Below are 17,847 nucleotides of genomic sequence, written 5' to 3'. Positions count from 1 at the left end.
TCCTGATCACTCCCAGTGAGGGGACACCCATGTCCGAATCCACTCTCGCCGTCGCGCCGCCGGGGGACGCGCGCGCCGCCGAGAACCCCCACCACAGCCGTCGGTGGCTGATCCTGGTGATGATCGGGCTGGCGCAGCTGATGGTCGTGCTGGACGCGACCGTCGTGAACATCGCGCTGCCCTCCGCCCAGGTCGACCTGGGCTTTTCCAACGACGCCCGCCAGTGGGTCGTCACGGCTTACGCGCTCGCGTTCGGCAGCCTGCTGCTGCTCGGCGGGCGGCTCGCGGACGTCTTCGGCCGCAAGAACGCGCTGCTCGTCGGCCTGGCCGGCTTCGCCGCGGTGTCCGCGCTCGGGGGCGCGGCCACCAACATCGAAATGCTGCTGGTCGCCCGCGCGGCGCAGGGTGTGTTCGGCGCGCTGCTCGCGCCGGCCGCGCTTTCGCTGCTGACCACGACGTTCACCGACCCGAAGGAGCGCGGTCGCGCGTTCGGCGTGTTCGGTGCCATCGGCGGTGGCGGCGCGGCGGTCGGGCTGCTGCTCGGCGGGGTGCTCACCGAGTACCTCGACTGGCGCTGGTGCATGTTCGTCAACATCATCTTCGCGGTCATCGCGTTCGTCGGCAGCTCCGTCCTGCTGAGCAACCAGAAGGACGGCGGCCCGCGCCCGAAGCTCGACCTGCCGGGCACGGTCACCGCGTCGGCCGGTCTGTTCGCGCTGGTCTACGGCTTCGCGAACGCCGAGTCGAACTCGTGGTCGTCGGCCTCGGTCTGGGGCTTCCTGACGGCCGGCGTCGTGCTGCTGGGCGTGTTCGTGTGGCTGCAGCAGCGCGTCTCGCACCCGCTGCTCCCGCTGCGTGTGCTGCTGGACCGCAACCGCGGCGGCTCGTACCTGGCGATGTTCCTGCTGGCCATCGGCATGTTCGCGATCTTCCTGTTCCTGACGTTCTACGTGCAGCAGAACCTGAAGTTCACGCCGATCGAGAGCGGCGTCGGCTTCCTGCCGATGGTCGCGACGCTGATGCTGGCCGCGACGACGGCGACGGCCGTGCTGCTGCCGCGGTTCGGCCCGCGTCCGCTGGTGCCGACGGGCATGGCGATCGCCGCGGTCGGGCTGTTCTGGCTGAGCGGCATCGGGCTCGAGAGCACGTACGCGTCCGGCGTCCTCGGCCCGCTGCTGGTGATGGGCTTCGGCATCGGCCTGGCGATGGCGCCGGCGATGAGCGTCGCGACGTTCGGCGTCGAGGCGCACGACGCGGGTGTCGCGTCGGCCGCGGTCAACACGATGCAGCAGGTCGGCGGCTCGATCGGCACGGCGCTGCTGTCGACGCTGGCCGGCAACGCGGCGACGTCGTACCTCGCGGACAAGGTCCCGACCCCGCAGCTGGCGGCCGAGGCGGCGATCGAGAGCTACACGACGGCGTTCACGTGGGCCGCGGTGATCTTCGCGGTGGGTGCGGTGCTCAGCGGCCTGCTGCTGCAGTCGGGTGTCCCGAAGGGTGAGGCGGCGCCGGGCGCCGTCCACATGTAAGTCCGCTTGAACCTTCCCGGCCCTCCGCGCACTAGTAACACTGAAAGGTGCGAAGGAGGGCCGGGTGGGGGCGTCGAGAGACCTCGATTTCAGCGAGTACTTCGCCGCGCGGGTGCAGCGCTTCCGCCGCGTGGCGTTCGCCTTCTGCGGCGACTGGCACCAGGCCGAAGACCTGGTCCAGGCCATGTTCGTGCAGCTGTACCGCCGCTGGCGGCGCGTCCGGCCGGACACGGTCGACGCGTACGCCCGCCGCATCCTGCTGAACCTGTTCCTCGCCGGCCGGCGGACCTCCGTGCGCGAGTACGTGACGTCGGTGGTGCCGGAACAGGAGTCACCGCCAGGCCGTGACACGCACGCGCGGCTCGACGTCGAACGCGCGCTGGCCGACCTCACGCCCCGGCAGCGCGCGATGGTCGTGCTGCGGTTCCTCGAAGACCTCCCGGTGGCGGAGGTCGCTTCGCTGCTCGGCGTCGCCGAGGGCACGGTCAAGTCCCAGACGGCCCGCGGGGTCGAGGCGCTGCGCGCGGTCCTGCCCGCGCCGACGGGGGAGGAGCGGTGATGAAGGACATCCGATCCGCCTTGACGGCCTACGTGACCGAAGGCGAGCCCCCGCTGGGTCTCTCCACGGCCGGCGTGCTGGCGTCGGCCCGCCGTTCGCGACGGCAGCACCTGCTCACGGGGGCGGTGGCGCTGGTCGTGGTGGTGCTCGCGCTCGGGTTGGCGGTGGTGGTGCTGCCGCACCGCGCCCCGGTGGCGGCACCGCCGTGCCCCACGGCGTCGGACACACGCGCGGCGATCGTCGACCGGCTGAGCTGCCTGATCGGCAACGCGGTCCGGTCGATGCTCGACCCCGACGTGCGGATCACGCGGTTGACGACCCCGGGGGAGACCCCGCCGGCCGATCCGTTCCACCTGGTCGCCGACCCGATGGGGGACGCGCCGCGGGAAGCGCTGTTCCACATGGGCGTCCGGGTGACGGACGCGCGCGGGACGGGCTCGGTGTACGTGCTGATGCTGCCGTCCGGAGCCGCGGGGACGCCCCGGTGCGGCCGCCCCACGACGGTCGAGGTCCGGTGCGGGGTGGAGCAGCTCCCCGAGGGCGGCCTGATGCTGAGCACGGACCGGACTTCGGGCGCGCTGAGCTTCCGGGCGTCGTTGTCGGCACCGTGGGGGTACCTGCAGGTCTGGTCGAACAACAGCGGGGTGCTGGAGCAGAAGGACGTCCACCTGCCGGAGCAGCGCCCGGAGCCGGTCTTGACGGAGGACCAGATCCGGCGGCTGGCGTTGACGCCGGGGCTGGGTTTCTAACGTCCCTTGGCTCGCAACGCTTCGATGACCTCGTCGTCCCAGCGATGCGTGCGGATCAGCCGGTACCGCTCCGCCGCCACCCACATGTACGCCTCGGCGTCCGTCCGGTCGCCGATCATGTCCGCCTGCCGCAGCATCCCGACCACCGGCACGAACTCCTCGTCGAACCACCGCTGCGCCACGGTCGGCCGGTCGCAGAACTTGCCTTCGTCCTGCATCAGCCGGAACCCCCACGCCTCCACGTGTTCGCCCAGCTTCGCGTAGTCCCACGGGTCCGACACGATCACCGACGCCCGCGCGTGCCCAGTCAACGGCACGCGCTCCAGGAACAGCCGCCGGTAGTCCTTGACGATCAGGTCGCCTCGGTGGCGGATGCCGCTCGGGTCCAGCTTGGTCCGGACCACCGTCACGAATGCCTCTATTGTGGACAGTCCCTGGGCGAGGGCCACCGACACGCGGTGGTGGCCGTCGATGATGAAGTGCAGCTCGCCGACGCGGTACACCTCGATCGGCGGGATCTCCTCACCCCGCCGCGCCGCCAACGCCAAGCGTTCCCAGCGCTCGCGGACCCGGCCGGTCGTCGGCCGGAAGCGGCGGTCGAAGTCGCGGCTGCGGTCGACCGTGCCGACGATCGAGTCCAGCTTGATCACCCGCAGCCCGATCCGGTGCTCGCCCGCGTACCCGAGTGCCTCCACCACCTCGTGGAACGGCAGCATGATGTTGACGTCGTCGGGCTCTCGGCGCAGCCACGTCGAAAGCCGCGAGAGCACCTGGCCCCGGCGCGCGCGGAGGAAGTCGTTCTCCGCGTCGGCGCGGGGAAACCCCGTCTCTTTCATGAGAACTCCATGATCCGGTGGCCCACCACGTTGCGGATCCGGGTTTCGCCGACGACCCGGTCCGGTACGGGTTCGCCGTGGGGGTGGATGTGCCCGTGCAGCAACCACTTCGGGCGCAGCACGTCGATCGTCCGGTGCAGGCACGCGAACCCGCGGTGCGGCGGGTCCGCCCGGTCGCCGAGGTCCAGCGGCGGCGAGTGCGTCAGCAGGACGTCGACGTCGCGGCCGTCACGACGGCGCCGCCACCGCGCGCGCCGCACCAGGCCGCGGGCCCGGCGCGCCTGCTGGCGCTGCGTCCACTGGTTCGGACCGTCGTTGTAGCGGATCGAGCCGCCGAGCCCGGCGAACCGGAGCCCGGCGACGTCGACGACCCGGCCGTCGGCGTTGACGCCGCCCGCCGGGCCCGGCCAGACCGTGGGGAAACCGTCCTTCATGGACAGTCCGCCGTAGCGCGTGTAGCCGCTCAGGTCCGGGTCGTGGTTGCCCGGCACGAACACGCACGGTGCGTCGAGCGCGCTGGCCAGGAACGCGAGGTAGTCGTAGGGGAGGTCGCCGGCACCGATGACGAGGTCGACGGCGACGGCGCGGACCGCGTCGGTCCACAGCCGCTCGTCGACCTCGTCGGAGACGACCAGCGCTTTCGGCATGGACCCAGGGTACGACCCCGGGCGTTATTTCATGCCGTGCGCGAACCCGGGGTCGGCGACGATGACGAAAGTGATGACGACGATCCACAGCACGCTGAGCGCGAGCGCCCAGAACTTCAGGTTGGACAGCATCCTGGACATGGCGGTTCTCCGAAGGGTTCCGGTGGGGAGGAAGGGGACCTAGAGCCAGCCGTTCTTCCGGAATATTCGGTACAGCAACAGGCAGATCGCCAGGATCACCGTGATCACCAGCGGGTACCCGAACTTCCAGTGCAGCTCGGGCAGGTAGTCGAAGTTCATCCCGTAGATGCCCGCGATCATCGTCGGCACAGTGATGATCGCCGCCCACGACGTGATCTTGCGCATGTCGGTGTTCTGCTGCAGGGAGATCTTCGCGACCGTCGCGTCGACCAGTGTGGACAGCAGCTCGTCGAACGCCGCCACCCGCTCGGACACGGTCGTGAGGTGGTCGGCGACGTCGCGGAAGTACGAGCGGACCTCGTCCGGCACCAGCCGCGTGTAGCCCTCGGCCAGCCGCTGGATCGGCGTCGCGAGCGGCATCACCGCCCGGCGCAGCTCGAGGACCTCCCGCTTCATCAGGTAGATCTGCTCGGCGCTGACCTGCGACCGGGGCGCGAAGACCTGCGCCTCCATGACGTCGATGTCGTTCTCGATCCGGCCCGTGACGTCGAGGTAGTGGTCGACGACGTGGTCGGTGATCGCGTGCACGACCGCGGCCGGGCCGAGCTGCAGGCGTTCGGAGTCGTCGTCGAGCTCACGGCGCAGGCGCGCCAGGCCCGAGTGGTTCCCGTGCCGGACGGTGATCACGAAGTCGCGGCCGAGGAACACCATGAGCTCGCCGGTCTCGACGATCTCGTTCGCCGTGGTGGGTGATTCGTGTTCGACGTACCGGACGGTCTTGACCACCAGGAAGAGCGTGTCGTCGTAGCGCTCCAGCTTCGGGCGCTGGTGCGCTTCGAGAGCGTCTTCGACGGCCAGCTCGTGCAGCCCGAACGTCTCCGCGATGCCCTGGATCTGCTGGGAGTCGGGCTCGTGCAGCCCGATCCAGACGAACCCCTCGTGGCGCTTGCGGACCTCTTTGATCGCTTCGATGTGCGTCCAGCGGCCGGGCAGGCGCTCGCCCGAGACGTACACCGCGCAGTCCACGACGTACGCGGACAGCGGCACCGGGACCGGGCGGACGGGGACGGCGCCCTTGTTGCCGCGGCCGCGGAGGCCACCGAGCGAGGGAATGGCAGGCATGGGATCTCCTGGGCGTCGTGCGTGGTCGTGCGAAGACGACTGACCAGGGGCGGAACGCGTCCGCCCGGCGACACCAGCGTTCCCGGGAAAAGGCCTACCAGGAGATGAGCCGGCCGGCGGGTGTGGTGGGAACGCTGGGAGTACTAGGGAGCGGACTATCGCCACTACTCATCGGGGTTCCTCACCTCCTTCGGGCCGGGTCCAGAGTGGTGGGGCTCGCGTTGACGCGCGAACACCAATGGTTGAGGGTACTCCTCACTACGGATGCGTGTCGTACCAGCCTCACGCGGTGTTACGCGGAACAGGGAGAGACGAGTGCAGTTCGGTCGGTACTACGAGGAGTTCGAGGTCGGTGCGGTCTACAAGCACTGGCCGGGCAAAACGGTCACCGAATACGACGACCACCTCTTCTGCCTGATCACCATGAACCACCACCCGCTGCACCTCGACGCGCACTACGCCGAAGAGACCACGGACTTCGGCAAGAACGTCGTGGTCGGGAACTACGTCTACTCGCTGCTGCTGGGCATGTCCGTGCCCGACGTCTCCGGCAAGGCCATCGCGAACCTCGAGGTCGAGTCGCTGAAGCACGTCAAGCCGACCTTCCACGGCGACACCATCTACGGCGAGACCGAGGTGCTGGACAAGACGCCGTCGAAGTCGAAGGACGACCGCGGTGTCGTGTACGTCGAGACCCGCGGTTACAAGCAGGATGGCCTGATCGTGTGCACCTTCCGGCGGAAGGTGATGGTGCCCAAGCGCTCTTACGGGGAAACTCGGGGCGGGGAGCAGCCGGGCCGTCCGGTGCCCCACGAATGAGGCTCTGATGGACCTGGATCACATCAAGGAAATACTGCGCACGTTCGCGGAAGTCGAGGCCCGCGGGGTCTCGCCGCTGTACGAGCACCTGGCGACGCAGGCCGCGTCGGACGACGACGTGGCGGGCCTGCTCGCCTCGGCGCGCGACGGCGAGGTGCGCGGCACGCTGCTGATGGCGACCGCGCACCGGCTCGTGCAGGCCGACCCCATCCACCCGCTTTCGCGGTACTACCCGTCGCTGGGCGGCTTCGACGGCGTCGACTCGGAGACCTGGCCGCTGTTCCGGTCGTTCCTGCTGGAGCGGGCGGACAAGGCGCGGGCCCTGATCGCCTCGCGCTACACGCAGACCAACGAGGTCCGGCGGGCCGCGCTGCTGTACCCCGGGGTGGCCCGCGCGGCCAAGGAAGCGGGCGGGAAGGTCTCGCTGCTGGAGGTCGGCTGCAGCGCGGGGCTGCTGCTGGGCCTCGACCGCTTCGGCTACCGCTACCAGTGCGACGGCGGCGAGCAGCTGACGGCGGGCCCGGCGAAGACCCCGGTCGGGCTGCACTGCGCGCTCGACCTGGCGCCCGGCGCGGTGACCCCGAAGCTGCCGAAGAAGCTCGCCCTGCTCGACCGGGCCGGGCTGGACCGCGCGCCGGTGGACCTCTCGGACGAGGACGAGCTCGCGTGGCTGGAGGCGTGCGTCTGGGCCGACCAGCCGGACCGCATCCGGCTGCTGAGGACGGCGGCGGCCGAGCAGGCGAAGCACCGCCCCCGCCTCATGGCGGGCGACGGCGTCGACGACCTCGCTTCGGCCGCCGAGTCGCTGGAAGGGCCGCTGGTGGTGGTCACGAGCCACGCGCTGGCGTACTTCCCGGCCGACCGGCGGGCCGAGTTCGTCGAGCAGCTGGCCTCGCTCGCGGCTTCACGGCCGCTGTGGTGGGTGTCGGAGGAGTTCTACGGCGCCGGGCTGGAGCTGGTCCTGCCGGGCCGGGACGACCTGGTGGGCGACGGGCTGGCGACGCTGGGCGTCGTGCGGTGGGAGGGCGGCAAGGCGGAGGCTCATGCCTTGGCCCGGACCGCTCCGCACGGTCAGCGGATGACCTGGCTGCCGCTCTGACGTGAGCGGTGAAGGCCTTCGTGCCGGCTTTTGTGGCCGTTATGGGGGCCTTCGCGGCTTTTCAGGCCCGCGGCAGCGAGTTCCAGTCGCGGAGGGTCACGTACAGGAGATCCACCAGGGCCCCGGCCGCCTCCAGCGCCGACAGGTCTGCCGCATCGGACCAACGCGCGTCCGACGCGTCGTCACCCGCCGTGAGGACCCCGCCGGCGACAGAGCACCAGTAGTCGTGGATTTCGTACGGCCCGCGGGTCACCGTCCCGACCAGTGTGCCGGGAATCACGTCGAGGCCGGTCTCTTCCAAAAGCTCCCTGACCACGGCCTCTTTGTCCGTTTCGCCCGGTTCGATTCGGCCACCCGGCAGCGACCATTGCCCCGAACCGGGGTCATTCGCCCGCCGGATGAGCAGCAAGCGGCCGTGCGGGTCGAACGCGATGCCGCCGACACAGCGGATCGTGGTGCTGGTGAGGCGGTCCATGTCCCGAAGGGTAGACGTGACCGACTTGAAAACGGATGTCCTGTACACGGAGAGTAGCCGTACGGTACACTTCGGACCACGTGCTGACCCAAGCGCGGGACTTACCTCCCGTGTGCCTGTTCAGTGCGGTACAACGTAAAAGTCAGGCTTTCAGCTGTTGTCCGGTGTCACCGTAAGAGACGGGATTTGATCGCGGTGAACGTGAAGAAGATTGCGGGCCTCGCCGGTATCGCGTTGGTGCTGTTCTTCGTCATTGCCCAGCCCGGTCAGGCCGCGGGGCTTGTGGGCAACATCGTCCAGTTCCTCCGGGACTCGGCCGAATCGGTGATCACCTTCGTCAGCAACGTGTTCAAGGGCTGATCGCGAGGCTACCCTCGAACCATGTTCGCGCCTCGCGATCCCGACGAGTACCTCCTCGACACCGAGCGGCGGGTCATCCGGATCCGCCGCCACTGGGCGGTGCTGCTGTGGGACACCTTCGAAGCGGCGGCCCTGCTGGCCGTCTGCGTCCTGGTGTCCTACCTGCTGCCACCGGCGCTGTACATCGGCCAGAACATCCTCTGGTACGTCGCGCTCCTCGTCGTGCTGCGGTTCGCCTACGTGGTGATGGAGTGGTGGGTCGAGCGGCTGGTGGTCACCGACAAGCGGTTCGTCATGACCACCGGGGTGTTCACCACCAAGGTCCTGATGATGCCGATCAGCAAGGTCACCGACCTCAGCTACGTCCGCACCGCCACCGGCCGCATGATGGGCTACGGCACGATGGTCGTCGAGTCGGCCGGTCAGATCCAGGCCCTCAACAAGATCGACTTCCTGCCGCGGCCCGAAGAGTTCTACGACACGATCTCGGAGCTCGTCTTCGGTGACAAGCAGAAGCAGGCCGAGCGCTTCTCGATGATCAAGGCCCAGCGAGCCGCCCGGGGCAAGAAGCCGGTCGGCTAGCCTCATCCCGCCGCGCGTGTGACGCAGCGCATCGTCGACAATGGACCCGATGCGCATCGACCTGCACGCCCATTCCACCGCTTCCGACGGCACCGACTCGCCGGCCGGGCTCGTCGCCGCGGCCGCGAGAGCCGGGCTCGACGTCGTCGCGATCACCGACCACGACACCACCGCGGGCTGGGCGCCCGCCACCGAAGCCATGCCGCCGGGCCTGACGCTGGTCCCCGGCGCCGAGCTCTCGACGGTGTCGATCAACCCCGAAACCGGCCGGCAGATCAGCGTCCACCTGCTGGCCTACCTCTTCGACCCGACGTCCGAGCCGGTCGTCACCGAGCAGACCCGGCTGCGCGTCGAGCGCCGCACGCGCCTGCGCCGGATGGCCGAGCGGATGGCCGCCGACGGCCTCCCGATCGACGCCGACGAGATCTTCGGCCTGCTCCCCGAGGACTCGCCGCCCGGGCGTCCGCACCTGGCCCAGGCGCTGGTCCGGGCCGGGCTGGTCAAGTCCGTCGACGAGGCCTTCGCCGACTACCTCAGCCCGCGCCGCGGCTACTACGTCGCCCGCCGCGACACGCCGGTCGAGGAAGCCATCGACATGATCGCCGCGGCCGGCGGCGTCACGGTCATCGCGCACCCCTTCGCCTTCAGCCGCGGCGCCACGATCAGCGAAGAGACCCTCGCCGGCCTGGCCGCGCACGGGCTCACCGGCGTCGAGGCCGACCACCCCAACCACGACGCGCCGACGCGCGCCCGCACCCGTGCGCTGGCCGGCGAGCTCGGCCTGCTCGTCACCGGGTCGAGCGACTACCACGGCACGAACAAGACGATCGCGCTCGGCGAGTGCACCACCGACCCCGGGCAGCTCGAGGAGCTCGTCGCGCGCGCGACCGGCTTCCAGGTCGTGAAGAGCTGACATGGCGATCGCCGACTTCTTCGACGCCAAGCTCTTCATGAGCGCGACGATCACCCTGGTCGTGATCATGGACCCGCCCGGCACGGTGCCGGTGTTCCTGAGCCTGGTCGGCCGCAAGCCGCTGGCGACGCGGGCGCGCGCCGCCCGGCAGGCCGTCCTGGTGTCGCTGCTGGTCATCAGCCTGTTCGCGGTCGCCGGCCAGGCGATCCTGGCCTACCTCGGCATCGGCATCCCGGCGCTGCAGGGCGCCGGCGGCCTGCTGCTCCTGCTCATCGCGCTGCAGCTGCTCACCGGCAGCGGCCACGAGCCCGAGGCGGCCGCGGAGGATGTCAACGTCGCGCTGGTGCCGCTCGGCACGCCGCTGCTGGCCGGGCCCGGCGCGATCGCCGCGACCATCGTGTTCGTCCGCCAGGCCGACGGGCACATCGGCGCGTACATCGCGCTGGCGCTGGCGATCGTGACCACGCACTTCGTGATCTACATCTGCATGCGCTACTCGGGCGTCGTCATTAGGCTGATCAAGGAAAGCGGCATCACGCTGCTGGCCAAGGTCGCCGGCCTGCTGCTCGCGGCCATCGCCGTGGAGCTCGTCGCGAACTCCGTCCGGGGCTTCATCGCCGGCGGCAGCTGACCCCGCCTTTCGGGTTGTCCTGCCGGACAGGAACCGGCGGGTTCGTTGACATCGTTGGCACGCCTCCCGCAGATTGAATCCCAGCCCAGCGCTTGAAACGATTCAAACGCCTTGCGGAGGCCTCGATGAAGTGGCTCAGAGCAATCCTGCCGGTCACGGTCCTGGTGGCGAGCGGCGTGGTCGCGGCGCCGGCGGCGACCGCCCTGCCCGGTCCGAGCTGGCAGAAGTACGTCGTCGCGCCGACGAGCCGGGACGTGCGGCCGGTGAAGGTCCTGTCCACCACCGGCGACGTCACGAACCCGGACGGCCTGCTCGGCCGGGGCGTCACGACGTTCAAGCGCCAGGCGCCGCCGCCGAAGCCGGCCTGGCCCGCGGGGACCACGGCGGCCGCGTCGTCGTTCCACGCGCCGAACAACGGCGGGAACGGCCAGCCGCGGACGTACGCGCCCGGCAACGCCGTCGACGGCAACCTCGACACGTTCTGGAACGACGACACGATCGGCGCCTACCCGGACGTCCTGACCATCACCTCGGCCGCGTCGGTGGCGCTCCCCGGCGTCACCGTTCTGTCCAGTGTGGACGGTGTGCCGCAGGACTACACGGTGGAGGTGCTGGACGGCGGCGCCTGGCGCGTCGCGGCTTCGGTGAGTGGCAACACCGCCGTCCAGCGGGCGGTCACCTTCGACCGGCCGGTGACGACCGCGCAGGTCCGCATCACCGTCACGAAGGACCAGAGCACGCCTTCGGGCGAGTTCAGCCGCGTCACCGAGGTCTGGCCCGGCCTGGTCGCCGACCCGCCGGTGCCGGTCGCGGTGGTCGACTTCGGCAAGGTCGTCGCGGGGTACCCGAAGATCTCGTTCGCGGGCGCGTCGGCGAACCACCCCGGCGTCCGGGTGTCGACCTCGGAAACCCAGCAGTACCTGGGCGAACGGTCCGACTTCTCGCGCTCGGACTTCTCCGGCGGGCCGGGCAGCGACCAGATCGCCGTGCCCGCGACGCCGACCGTCTGGCGGGACACCAAGGGTTGCGCGGCCGGTTCCCGGGTGTGCGCGGACGGCCTGCGCGGCTTCCGCTACCTGCGGATCAGCCTCGACGCGCTCGCGTCGGACGCGCCGCTCACGCAGCCGTCGGGTGAGGTGCGGATCAACGGCGTCTCGCTCGACTTCACGCCGTTCCTCGGGACCCCGAGCAGCTACCGCGGCTGGTTCGAGTCGTCCGATGACGCCCTGAACCGCTACTGGTACGCCGCGTCCTACACGAACGAGCTGGGCATGGACACCTTCCGCGAGTCCGATGTGGACCCACGCGGTGCGTTCTCGCCTTCACTGGACGGGAAACTGGTGCTGCACGACGGCGCCAAGCGCGACCGGGACCCGTACGTCGGCGACGTCGCGGTGTCCGGGCTGACGCAGTACCTGACCCACCAGGACGGCACCGCGGCGCGCAACGTGCTCGCCGACCTGGCCGACCACCAGCGCGCGGACGGCTGGATCCCGCCCGCGTCGATCAACAACTACACCTTGCCGCTGTTCGACTATCCGCTCTGGTGGGTGACGTCGAGCTGGGACTACGTGCTCTACACGGGCGACACCGCGTACGCGTCTTCGTACTACTCGAACCTCGTGAAGACGCTTGACGCGTGGTACCCGTCGGTCACCGATTCGCGCGGGTTGCTCTCGAAGGGCCTCAACGGCACCGGCGGCTACGGCGACTACGCGTTCCTGCCGCGTACCGGCGAAGTGACGTACTACAACGCGTTGTACGTCCGCGCGCTTCAAGGCGCAGCCGGGCTCGCTCGGGCGACCGGGCACACGTCCGACGCGGATCGGTGGCTTTCGCGGGCTTCCGGCGTCGCGGCGGCGGTGAACCAGTACCTGTGGGACCCGGCGGCGGGCGCGTACCTCGACTCGGGGACGGGCGCCGTGCGCCACGGCCAGGACGGCAACAGCCAGGCGATCGTCGCGGGGATCGCGTCGCCGGCGCAGGCCACGTCGTCGCTGGCGCGGCTCGCGGCCGGGGCGTTGCCGTACGGGAATCCGTTCATGGACAACGACACTCTCGTCGGTGACGGGACGAAGCGCGTGTACGCGTTCACGTCGTTCCCGGAGATCCAGGCGCGGTTCCGGACCGGGCAGGCGACGTCGGCGATCGACCAGATCAAGCGGATGTACGGCTGGATGGCGTCCCACGACCCGGGCATCACGGCGTGGGAAGGCATCGGCGACGGCGGATCGCACTACGAGCAGGGCTACACGTCGGCCGCGCACGGCTGGTCGACCGGGGTCGTGCCCGCTCTGACGAACGAGCTGCTGGGCGTCTCGCCGACTTCGCCGGGCTTCGCGACGTGGACGGTTTCGCCGCACCCGGGTTCCGTTGCCTGGGCGAGGGGAGCGGTGCCGACGCCGAAGGGCGCGGTGTCGGCTTCGTGGACCCAGCAGGGTTCGGTGTTCTCGTTGACGGTGACGGCACCGCGCGGGACGTCCGGTTCGCTGGTGGTCCCGGGCGGCCGGCTGGTGCTGCTCGACGGGCGCCCGATGCGGGCCGCGGCCGGCGGTGCGCTGGCCGTTTCCGGCGGGACGCACACGGTCCTGGTGGTGCGGTAGCCGCACTTTCCGCGCGGGGCGGCCTCGCCCCGCGCGGAAAGTGTCGGTGGTGGTGCGTAGCGTGGCAGCCGTGAAGGAGCAGATGGGGTTCGACTTCGGCGTGGCGCAACCGGTGCGGCTCACGAAGGTGTCGCCGGCGAGGCTGGCCACCTTCGACGACTGCCCGCGCCGGTACCGGCTCGCGTACCTCGAACGGCCTACCCCGCAACGCACGGGGCCGTGGGCGCACAGCACGCTCGGCGCGGTGGTGCACAACGCGCTGCGGGCGTTGTTCGACCTGCCGGTGCTCAAGCGCGTGCCGCAGCGCGCGGTGGCGCTGGTGGCGGAGTTCTGGAAGGACGCGGGCTTCGAGAGCGACGAGCAGGCGGCGCGCTACCGGGCGCGCGCGAAGGGGTGGGTGGCGGAGTACGTCGAGGACAACGACGTCACGCACGACCCCGTCGGCCTCGAGCGCTGGGTGTCGGCACCGGTCAGCGCGACGCCGGGGGAGAAGCCGTCGATGATCATCGAGGGCCGCGCGGACCGCATCGACGCCCGTGACGGTGAACTGGTCATCGTGGACTACAAAACCGGACGCCGTCCGCCGGACGAGTACGAGGCCCGCGCGTCGCAGGCACTGGCGCTGTACGCGGTGGCGGCGGCGCGGACGCTGCGGATGCCGTGCACGACCGTGGAGCTGCACCACCTCCCGACCGGCACGATCGCGGCGGCCGAGCACACGCCGGAGAGCCTGCGGCGGCAGCTGCAACGCGCCGAAGAGACCGCCGGAGACCTCAGGCTGGCCACGGATACCCTGGACGCGGGCGGCGACGGGGACGTGCTGTTCCCGGCCCGCCCGGACCGCCGTTGCGCCTGGTGCGACTTCAGGCCGAGCTGCAAGGCGGGGCAGGAAGCGGCCCCGCAGATGCAGCCGTGGGACCTGCTCGCGCCGTGACAGGGAGGGAAAGTGGCTTCACCGGAGACCGACGAGCTGGCCACGGTGCCCCTGCCCGCGGGCGCCGAGCCGGTGGTTCCGCGGCAGCAGACCGAGCCGATCGCGCTTGAGCCGGGCGAGGAGCAGACGGTTCCCCAGGAACGCGTCGAGCCCGAGCCGCCGGACGCGTCCGAAGAGCCCGCCGCGCCCGCTGAACCCGCTGCGCCCGCGAAGCAAGGCGGCCGCTGGTGGCGCGGGTTCACCGGCTCACTCGCCGCCGGGCTCACGGTCCTGGCCATCGGAGTCCTGGTGGTGGCGGGGATCGACCTGAACACGGGCGCCCCGGGCCCCGGCGCGGTCCTGCTGATCGGTCACCCGGTGGCGGCGATCCTGGCCTTGCTGGCCCAGCGGGTCGCGGACCGCCGCAACGGCGCCCCGGCCGTGGGCGCCGGCCTCGCGGTCGTGCTGTTCACGGTCTCGGCCCTGACCCTCTTCTGGCTCACCTGAGCCCGGCTCGCGCGTGATGCCCCTCCCATCACGCGTGATGCCCGCGCAGACACGCGCGAAGCCCGCCCGATCACGCGCGCGGTGAAGTCGCCTGCCTGTGGCCCTACTTCAGGGCGGTCAGCGTGTCGCCGCGTTCTTCCAGCAGCACCGGGCCCGCCGCGCCCAGCCGGACCACTCCGGCATAACCGCGCCGGTCCACGCCCACCGTGCGGATGGTCGAACCGTCGTTCTCGTTCAGCACCGCCAGGCCGCCCTTGATCGGGACCACCAGCTGCGCGGCGAACATGATCCCCGGGCCCGAAGCGCTGCTCAGCGTCCACCGGGGCGAAAGGTCGTCACGCGACAACGCCACCACCTTCGACCCGCTGAACCAGTACAGGTTCTGCGCCGTCTGGGTCGTGGCCTCGACGCCGCCGGGGGGATCCGCCGCCAGGTCGGCCGCCGGGACGTCCAGGGGGTAGGCCGCGCGCTGGGAACCGTCGCCGTTGTAGACCACCATCAGCTTCTGGTCCGGCAGGACCACCGCCGTCAGGTCGCCGGACATCGCGATCACACGCGCCCGCTTGCCCGCCAGGACGCTGCTGAACGACACCGATGGCTCGTCGTCCTTCTCCGGCGCCGCCTTGTAGACCGTCAGGCGGTCGGCCGGGTCGCCCGGGCAGTGCTCGATGACGCCGACCTTGCCCGACGCCGCCGCGACCGTGCCGTACGTGCAGCCGGTGCGGGGCTGCTTGCCCGCGTTGACCAGCGCCGGGACCTGGCCGTACTCGGCGCTCTGCACCAGGTCGTCGCGCCACGTCGTCAGCAGCTTCTTGCCCGTCGCGGTCACGTGCGAACCGTCGCCGACCAGGCGCGTGCCCAGCTCCGCGTTGCCGTTGCGCTGCGCCGTGATCCGCCCGGTGCCCGGGTCGAGCTGCGTGACTTCGCTGCAGTTCTCGGTCTTGTGGTAGACGGCGTTCAGCCGCCCCCACGTCTCGTTCACCGTGCACAACGGCAGGTCACGCGTGTAGTGCCAGCGGATCTGCCCGGTCAGCGGGTCGCGGGCGGCGACCTCGCCGCCGTCCGCCGTCGCCACGGTGTCGCCCGCCACCACCGGGACCGGGGTCGCGCCGCTGCGGGCGCTCCAGATCTCGGCCAGCGAGCCGGGCACCTTGTCCGGCGCCGCCGGCAACGGCGGGGGTGCCGCCGCCTCGGTCCGGTCGGTCGCCGCGCTGTCGCTCGTCACGCCGACCACCAGCGCGACGGCGACCGCGGTGACCGCGACCAGCGCCGCGATCACCCGGTCCCGCCCGCGGTTCCAAGGCGAACGACGCGCCTTGACCCGCGGGGCGGGCGGAGTGCTTTCGACGTCCTCGAGGACGTCCTCCGAGCCGTACTCGGGGGTCTCTTCGGGCGCGTCTTCAGGCGCCTTCTCGACGTCGTCGCTCACGTGCCCGGACCCCCGCGCTCAGGTTCAGTCTGCCGACGCAGGTGTATCAGACGTCGCGGCGGGACGGCGACGGCGGCGCCGCCGAGCGGGCCGCTCGGCGTTGTCGCCGGCTTCCTTCTCGGTGGCCGGGCCGGTCGCTTCGGGCGCGGTGCCGCGGGTGCGGCGACGCGACCGGGTGCGTCCCTCCGAGGCCGGGGCCTCGTCCGGCGAAGCGGCGGCGGCGTTGTCCGCGGCCTCGATCCCCTCGGCCGACCGCGCTCCGCCGCGGGTCCGCTTGCGCGGGGTGCGGTTGCGCTTGCGCGGCGCGTCTTCCGCCGGGGTGTCCTCGGTCTTGCCCCGGCCACGCGGGCCGCGGCGCTTGCCGCCCAGGTCCTCTTCGACCTCGGCGCCCAGGCCGGCGCGGGTGCGCTTGCCCAGCGGCAGCCTGCCGGTGGTGCCCTCGGGGATGCCCAGGTCCTCGTACAGGTGCTTCGACGACGAGTACGTCTCCACCGGCTCCGGCTTGTCGAGGCCGAGGGTGTCCGAAATCAGCTTCCAGCGCGGCATCTCGTCCCAGTCGACGAGGGTGACCGCGACCCCGGTGCGACCCGCGCGGCCGGTGCGGCCGATGCGGTGGACGTAGGTCTTCTCGTCGTCCGGGCACTGGTAGTTGATGACGTGCGTGACGTCGTCGATGTCGATGCCGCGGGCGGCGACGTCGGTCGCGACCAGCACATCGACCTTGCCGGAGCGGAACGCGCGCAGTGCCTGCTCGCGGGCGCCCTGGCCGAGGTCACCGTGTACGGCGGCGGCCGCGAAGCCGCGCTCGACCAGGTCGTCGGCCACCTTCTGCGCGGTGCGCTTGGTGCGGCTGAAGATCATCGTCAGGCCGCGGTCCTTCGCCTGCAGGACGCGGGCGATCACCTCGGGCTTGTCCATCGAGTGCGCCCGGTAGACGAACTGGGTGGTGCGCTCGTGGATCGCGCTCGCGTCGTTCTCTTCGGCGCGGATGTGCGTCGGCTGGCGCAGGAACGTGCGGGCCAGCGTGATGATCGGGCCGGGCATGGTGGCCGAGAACAGCATGGTCTGCCGCTCGTCCGGCACCATCCGGAGGATGCGCTCGATGTCGGGCAGGAAGCCCAGGTCGAGCATCTCGTCGGCCTCGTCGAGCACCAGCCCGCGGACCTTGCCCAGCACCAGGTGCTGCTGCTCGGCCAGGTCGAGCAGGCGGCCCGGGGTGCCGACGACGACGTCGATGCCCTTGCGGAGCGCCTCGATCTGGGGCTCGTAGGGGCGGCCGCCGTAGATGGCGAGGGTGCGGATGCCGAGGTGCTTGCCGGCGCCCTTGAGGTCGTTGGCGACCTGGATGCACAGCTCGCGGGTCGGCACCACGACCAGCACCTGCGGGGTGCCGTCGCCGGGGACCTGCACGCGGTGCAGCAGCGGGACGCCGAAGCCCAGCGTCTTGCCCATGCCGGTGCGGGCCTGGCCGATGAGGTCGTCGCCGGCCATGGCCAGCGGCAGGGTGAGCTCCTGGATCGCGAAGGTGCGCTCGATGCCGGCCTCGCCGAGGGCCTTGACGATCTCCGGCTTGACGCCGAAGGACGCGAAGGTCGGGTTTTCGGGCTCGACCTCGACGCCCGCCTGGAGCGGGTGCGAGGTGTCGAGCGCGGCCGGACCGGTCTCGCTGTGTTCCAGCGCGACGGCGGGGGACTGTTCGGTTGTGGGAATTTCTGCGGTCAGGGTGATCGCCTCTCTCGTGACCAGCGCGCACAGCCCTGGGTCCGCTCGACACTCGACCGGGAGTAAACCCTGGTCCCTGGCGCTGATCTTGAGCGCGGAACCGGTCCGTCCCGGGAATGCCGGAAGAGGCGTGCACGCACATTGCAGTACGTCGGCAAGCCACGTGACCTGCCTGATCCCGACGCCGGTATGGCGTACGGAAGCTTCGATA

Annotated in this window: 18 protein-coding genes; 12 read left to right on the top strand and 6 right to left on the bottom strand. The window is 70.9% G+C overall.

Annotated elements, in window-relative coordinates; translation table 11 throughout:
- Positions 1-29 precede the first annotated feature (29 nt).
- The 3 genes from ACZ7OU_RS00705 (at position 30) to ACZ7OU_RS00695 (ending at position 2,837) form a co-directional block, all read left to right on the top strand.
- Entirely contained in the window at positions 30-1,529 is a 1,500-nt protein-coding gene (locus ACZ7OU_RS00705) for an MFS transporter (RefSeq protein WP_470239168.1), read from the top strand.
- A gap of 64 nt (positions 1,530-1,593) precedes the next feature.
- A complete protein-coding gene (locus ACZ7OU_RS00700; RefSeq protein WP_470253811.1) occupies positions 1,594-2,088 on the top strand; it encodes a SigE family RNA polymerase sigma factor in 495 nt (164 codons plus the stop codon).
- Positions 2,088-2,837 (top strand): hypothetical protein, encoded by a 750-nt coding sequence (locus tag ACZ7OU_RS00695; protein ID WP_470253810.1) that lies wholly within the window; start codon positions 2,088-2,090, stop codon positions 2,835-2,837. The genes ACZ7OU_RS00700 and ACZ7OU_RS00695 overlap by 1 nt, the downstream gene beginning before the upstream one ends.
- Here ACZ7OU_RS00695 and ACZ7OU_RS00690 read toward each other — a convergent pair.
- The 3 genes from ACZ7OU_RS00690 to corA form a co-directional block, all read right to left on the bottom strand.
- Positions 2,834-3,673 (bottom strand): chromosome partitioning protein ParB, encoded by an 840-nt coding sequence (locus ACZ7OU_RS00690; protein WP_470239165.1) that lies wholly within the window; start codon positions 3,671-3,673, stop codon positions 2,834-2,836. The genes ACZ7OU_RS00695 and ACZ7OU_RS00690 overlap by 4 nt on opposite strands.
- Positions 3,670-4,320, bottom strand: coding sequence for a metallophosphoesterase family protein (locus ACZ7OU_RS00685; RefSeq protein WP_470239164.1), 651 nt, complete (start codon positions 4,318-4,320; stop codon positions 3,670-3,672). Before ACZ7OU_RS00685 ends, ACZ7OU_RS00690 begins: the two co-directional genes overlap by 4 nt.
- A gap of 180 nt (positions 4,321-4,500) precedes the next feature.
- A complete protein-coding gene (gene corA / locus ACZ7OU_RS00680; protein WP_470239163.1) occupies positions 4,501-5,583 on the bottom strand; it encodes a magnesium/cobalt transporter CorA in 1,083 nt (360 codons plus the stop codon).
- A 315-nt stretch (positions 5,584-5,898) separates the two neighbouring features.
- On the opposite strand from corA, the gene ACZ7OU_RS00675 reads away from it, so the two are divergent.
- Complete coding sequence (locus tag ACZ7OU_RS00675; protein WP_013223004.1) at positions 5,899-6,402, top strand: MaoC family dehydratase; 504 nt, start codon at positions 5,899-5,901, stop codon at positions 6,400-6,402.
- Positions 6,403-6,409: 7 nt separating this feature from the next.
- A complete protein-coding gene (locus ACZ7OU_RS00670) occupies positions 6,410-7,501 on the top strand; it encodes a DUF2332 domain-containing protein (protein WP_470253809.1) in 1,092 nt (363 codons plus the stop codon).
- A gap of 61 nt (positions 7,502-7,562) precedes the next feature.
- Here the strand turns inward: ACZ7OU_RS00670 and ACZ7OU_RS00665 are convergent, their stop codons facing one another.
- Entirely contained in the window at positions 7,563-7,976 is a 414-nt protein-coding gene (locus ACZ7OU_RS00665; RefSeq protein ID WP_470253808.1) for an NUDIX hydrolase, read from the bottom strand.
- Between the two features lie 195 nt (positions 7,977-8,171).
- On the opposite strand from ACZ7OU_RS00665, the gene ACZ7OU_RS00660 reads away from it, so the two are divergent.
- The 7 genes from ACZ7OU_RS00660 (at position 8,172) to ACZ7OU_RS00630 (ending at position 14,485) form a co-directional block, all read left to right on the top strand.
- Complete coding sequence (locus tag ACZ7OU_RS00660) at positions 8,172-8,336, top strand: hypothetical protein (RefSeq protein ID WP_196425937.1); 165 nt, start codon at positions 8,172-8,174, stop codon at positions 8,334-8,336.
- A 21-nt stretch (positions 8,337-8,357) separates the two neighbouring features.
- The gene (locus ACZ7OU_RS00655; protein WP_003095467.1) at positions 8,358-8,918 is read left to right on the top strand and encodes a PH domain-containing protein; all 561 of its coding nucleotides are present in this window, start codon (positions 8,358-8,360) and stop codon (positions 8,916-8,918) included.
- Positions 8,919-8,967: 49 nt separating this feature from the next.
- Complete coding sequence (locus ACZ7OU_RS00650) at positions 8,968-9,831, top strand: PHP domain-containing protein (RefSeq protein WP_470239160.1); 864 nt, start codon at positions 8,968-8,970, stop codon at positions 9,829-9,831.
- 1 nt (position 9,832) lies between these two features.
- Positions 9,833-10,462, top strand: a complete 630-nt coding sequence (locus ACZ7OU_RS00645) for a MarC family protein (RefSeq protein ID WP_364523743.1) — start codon at positions 9,833-9,835, stop codon at positions 10,460-10,462.
- Between the two features lie 125 nt (positions 10,463-10,587).
- Positions 10,588-13,065 (top strand): alpha-L-rhamnosidase-related protein, encoded by a 2,478-nt coding sequence (locus ACZ7OU_RS00640; RefSeq protein WP_470253807.1) that lies wholly within the window; start codon positions 10,588-10,590, stop codon positions 13,063-13,065.
- 82 nt (positions 13,066-13,147) lie between these two features.
- Positions 13,148-13,999, top strand: a complete 852-nt coding sequence (locus ACZ7OU_RS00635) for a RecB family exonuclease (RefSeq protein WP_470255855.1) — start codon at positions 13,148-13,150, stop codon at positions 13,997-13,999.
- Between the two features lie 12 nt (positions 14,000-14,011).
- On the top strand, positions 14,012-14,485 hold the full coding sequence (locus tag ACZ7OU_RS00630; RefSeq protein WP_470253806.1) for a hypothetical protein: 474 nt from the start codon (positions 14,012-14,014) through the stop codon (positions 14,483-14,485).
- 103 nt (positions 14,486-14,588) lie between these two features.
- On the opposite strand, the gene ACZ7OU_RS00625 is transcribed toward ACZ7OU_RS00630, so the two are convergent.
- Together ACZ7OU_RS00625 and ACZ7OU_RS00620 are read right to left on the bottom strand one after the other, a co-directional pair.
- A complete protein-coding gene (locus ACZ7OU_RS00625) occupies positions 14,589-15,914 on the bottom strand; it encodes an Rv3212 family protein (protein ID WP_470239157.1) in 1,326 nt (441 codons plus the stop codon).
- Between the two features lie 24 nt (positions 15,915-15,938).
- Entirely contained in the window at positions 15,939-17,669 is a 1,731-nt protein-coding gene (locus ACZ7OU_RS00620) for a DEAD/DEAH box helicase (protein WP_470255854.1), read from the bottom strand.
- Positions 17,670-17,847: the final 178 nt, after the last annotated feature.

Source organism: Amycolatopsis sp. NPDC114505 (assembly GCF_055633615.1).
This window is presented reverse-complemented; position numbering and strand designations above follow the sequence as displayed.

Coding starts and splice junctions, on each gene's coding strand:
- ACZ7OU_RS00685 (WP_470239164.1), bottom strand. CDS start 4,320: ATGCCGAAAGCGCTGGTCGTCTCCGACGAGGTCGACGAGCGGCTGTGG.
- ACZ7OU_RS00645 (WP_364523743.1), top strand. CDS start 9,833: ATGGCGATCGCCGACTTCTTCGACGCCAAGCTCTTCATGAGCGCGACG.
- ACZ7OU_RS00695 (WP_470253810.1), top strand. CDS start 2,088: ATGAAGGACATCCGATCCGCCTTGACGGCCTACGTGACCGAAGGCGAG.
- ACZ7OU_RS00705 (WP_470239168.1), top strand. CDS start 30: ATGTCCGAATCCACTCTCGCCGTCGCGCCGCCGGGGGACGCGCGCGCC.
- ACZ7OU_RS00640 (WP_470253807.1), top strand. CDS start 10,588: ATGAAGTGGCTCAGAGCAATCCTGCCGGTCACGGTCCTGGTGGCGAGC.
- ACZ7OU_RS00690 (WP_470239165.1), bottom strand. CDS start 3,673: ATGAAAGAGACGGGGTTTCCCCGCGCCGACGCGGAGAACGACTTCCTC.
- ACZ7OU_RS00670 (WP_470253809.1), top strand. CDS start 6,410: ATGGACCTGGATCACATCAAGGAAATACTGCGCACGTTCGCGGAAGTC.
- ACZ7OU_RS00635 (WP_470255855.1), top strand. CDS start 13,148: ATGGGGTTCGACTTCGGCGTGGCGCAACCGGTGCGGCTCACGAAGGTG.
- ACZ7OU_RS00655 (WP_003095467.1), top strand. CDS start 8,358: ATGTTCGCGCCTCGCGATCCCGACGAGTACCTCCTCGACACCGAGCGG.
- ACZ7OU_RS00665 (WP_470253808.1), bottom strand. CDS start 7,976: ATGGACCGCCTCACCAGCACCACGATCCGCTGTGTCGGCGGCATCGCG.
- ACZ7OU_RS00650 (WP_470239160.1), top strand. CDS start 8,968: ATGCGCATCGACCTGCACGCCCATTCCACCGCTTCCGACGGCACCGAC.
- corA (WP_470239163.1), bottom strand. CDS start 5,583: ATGCCTGCCATTCCCTCGCTCGGTGGCCTCCGCGGCCGCGGCAACAAG.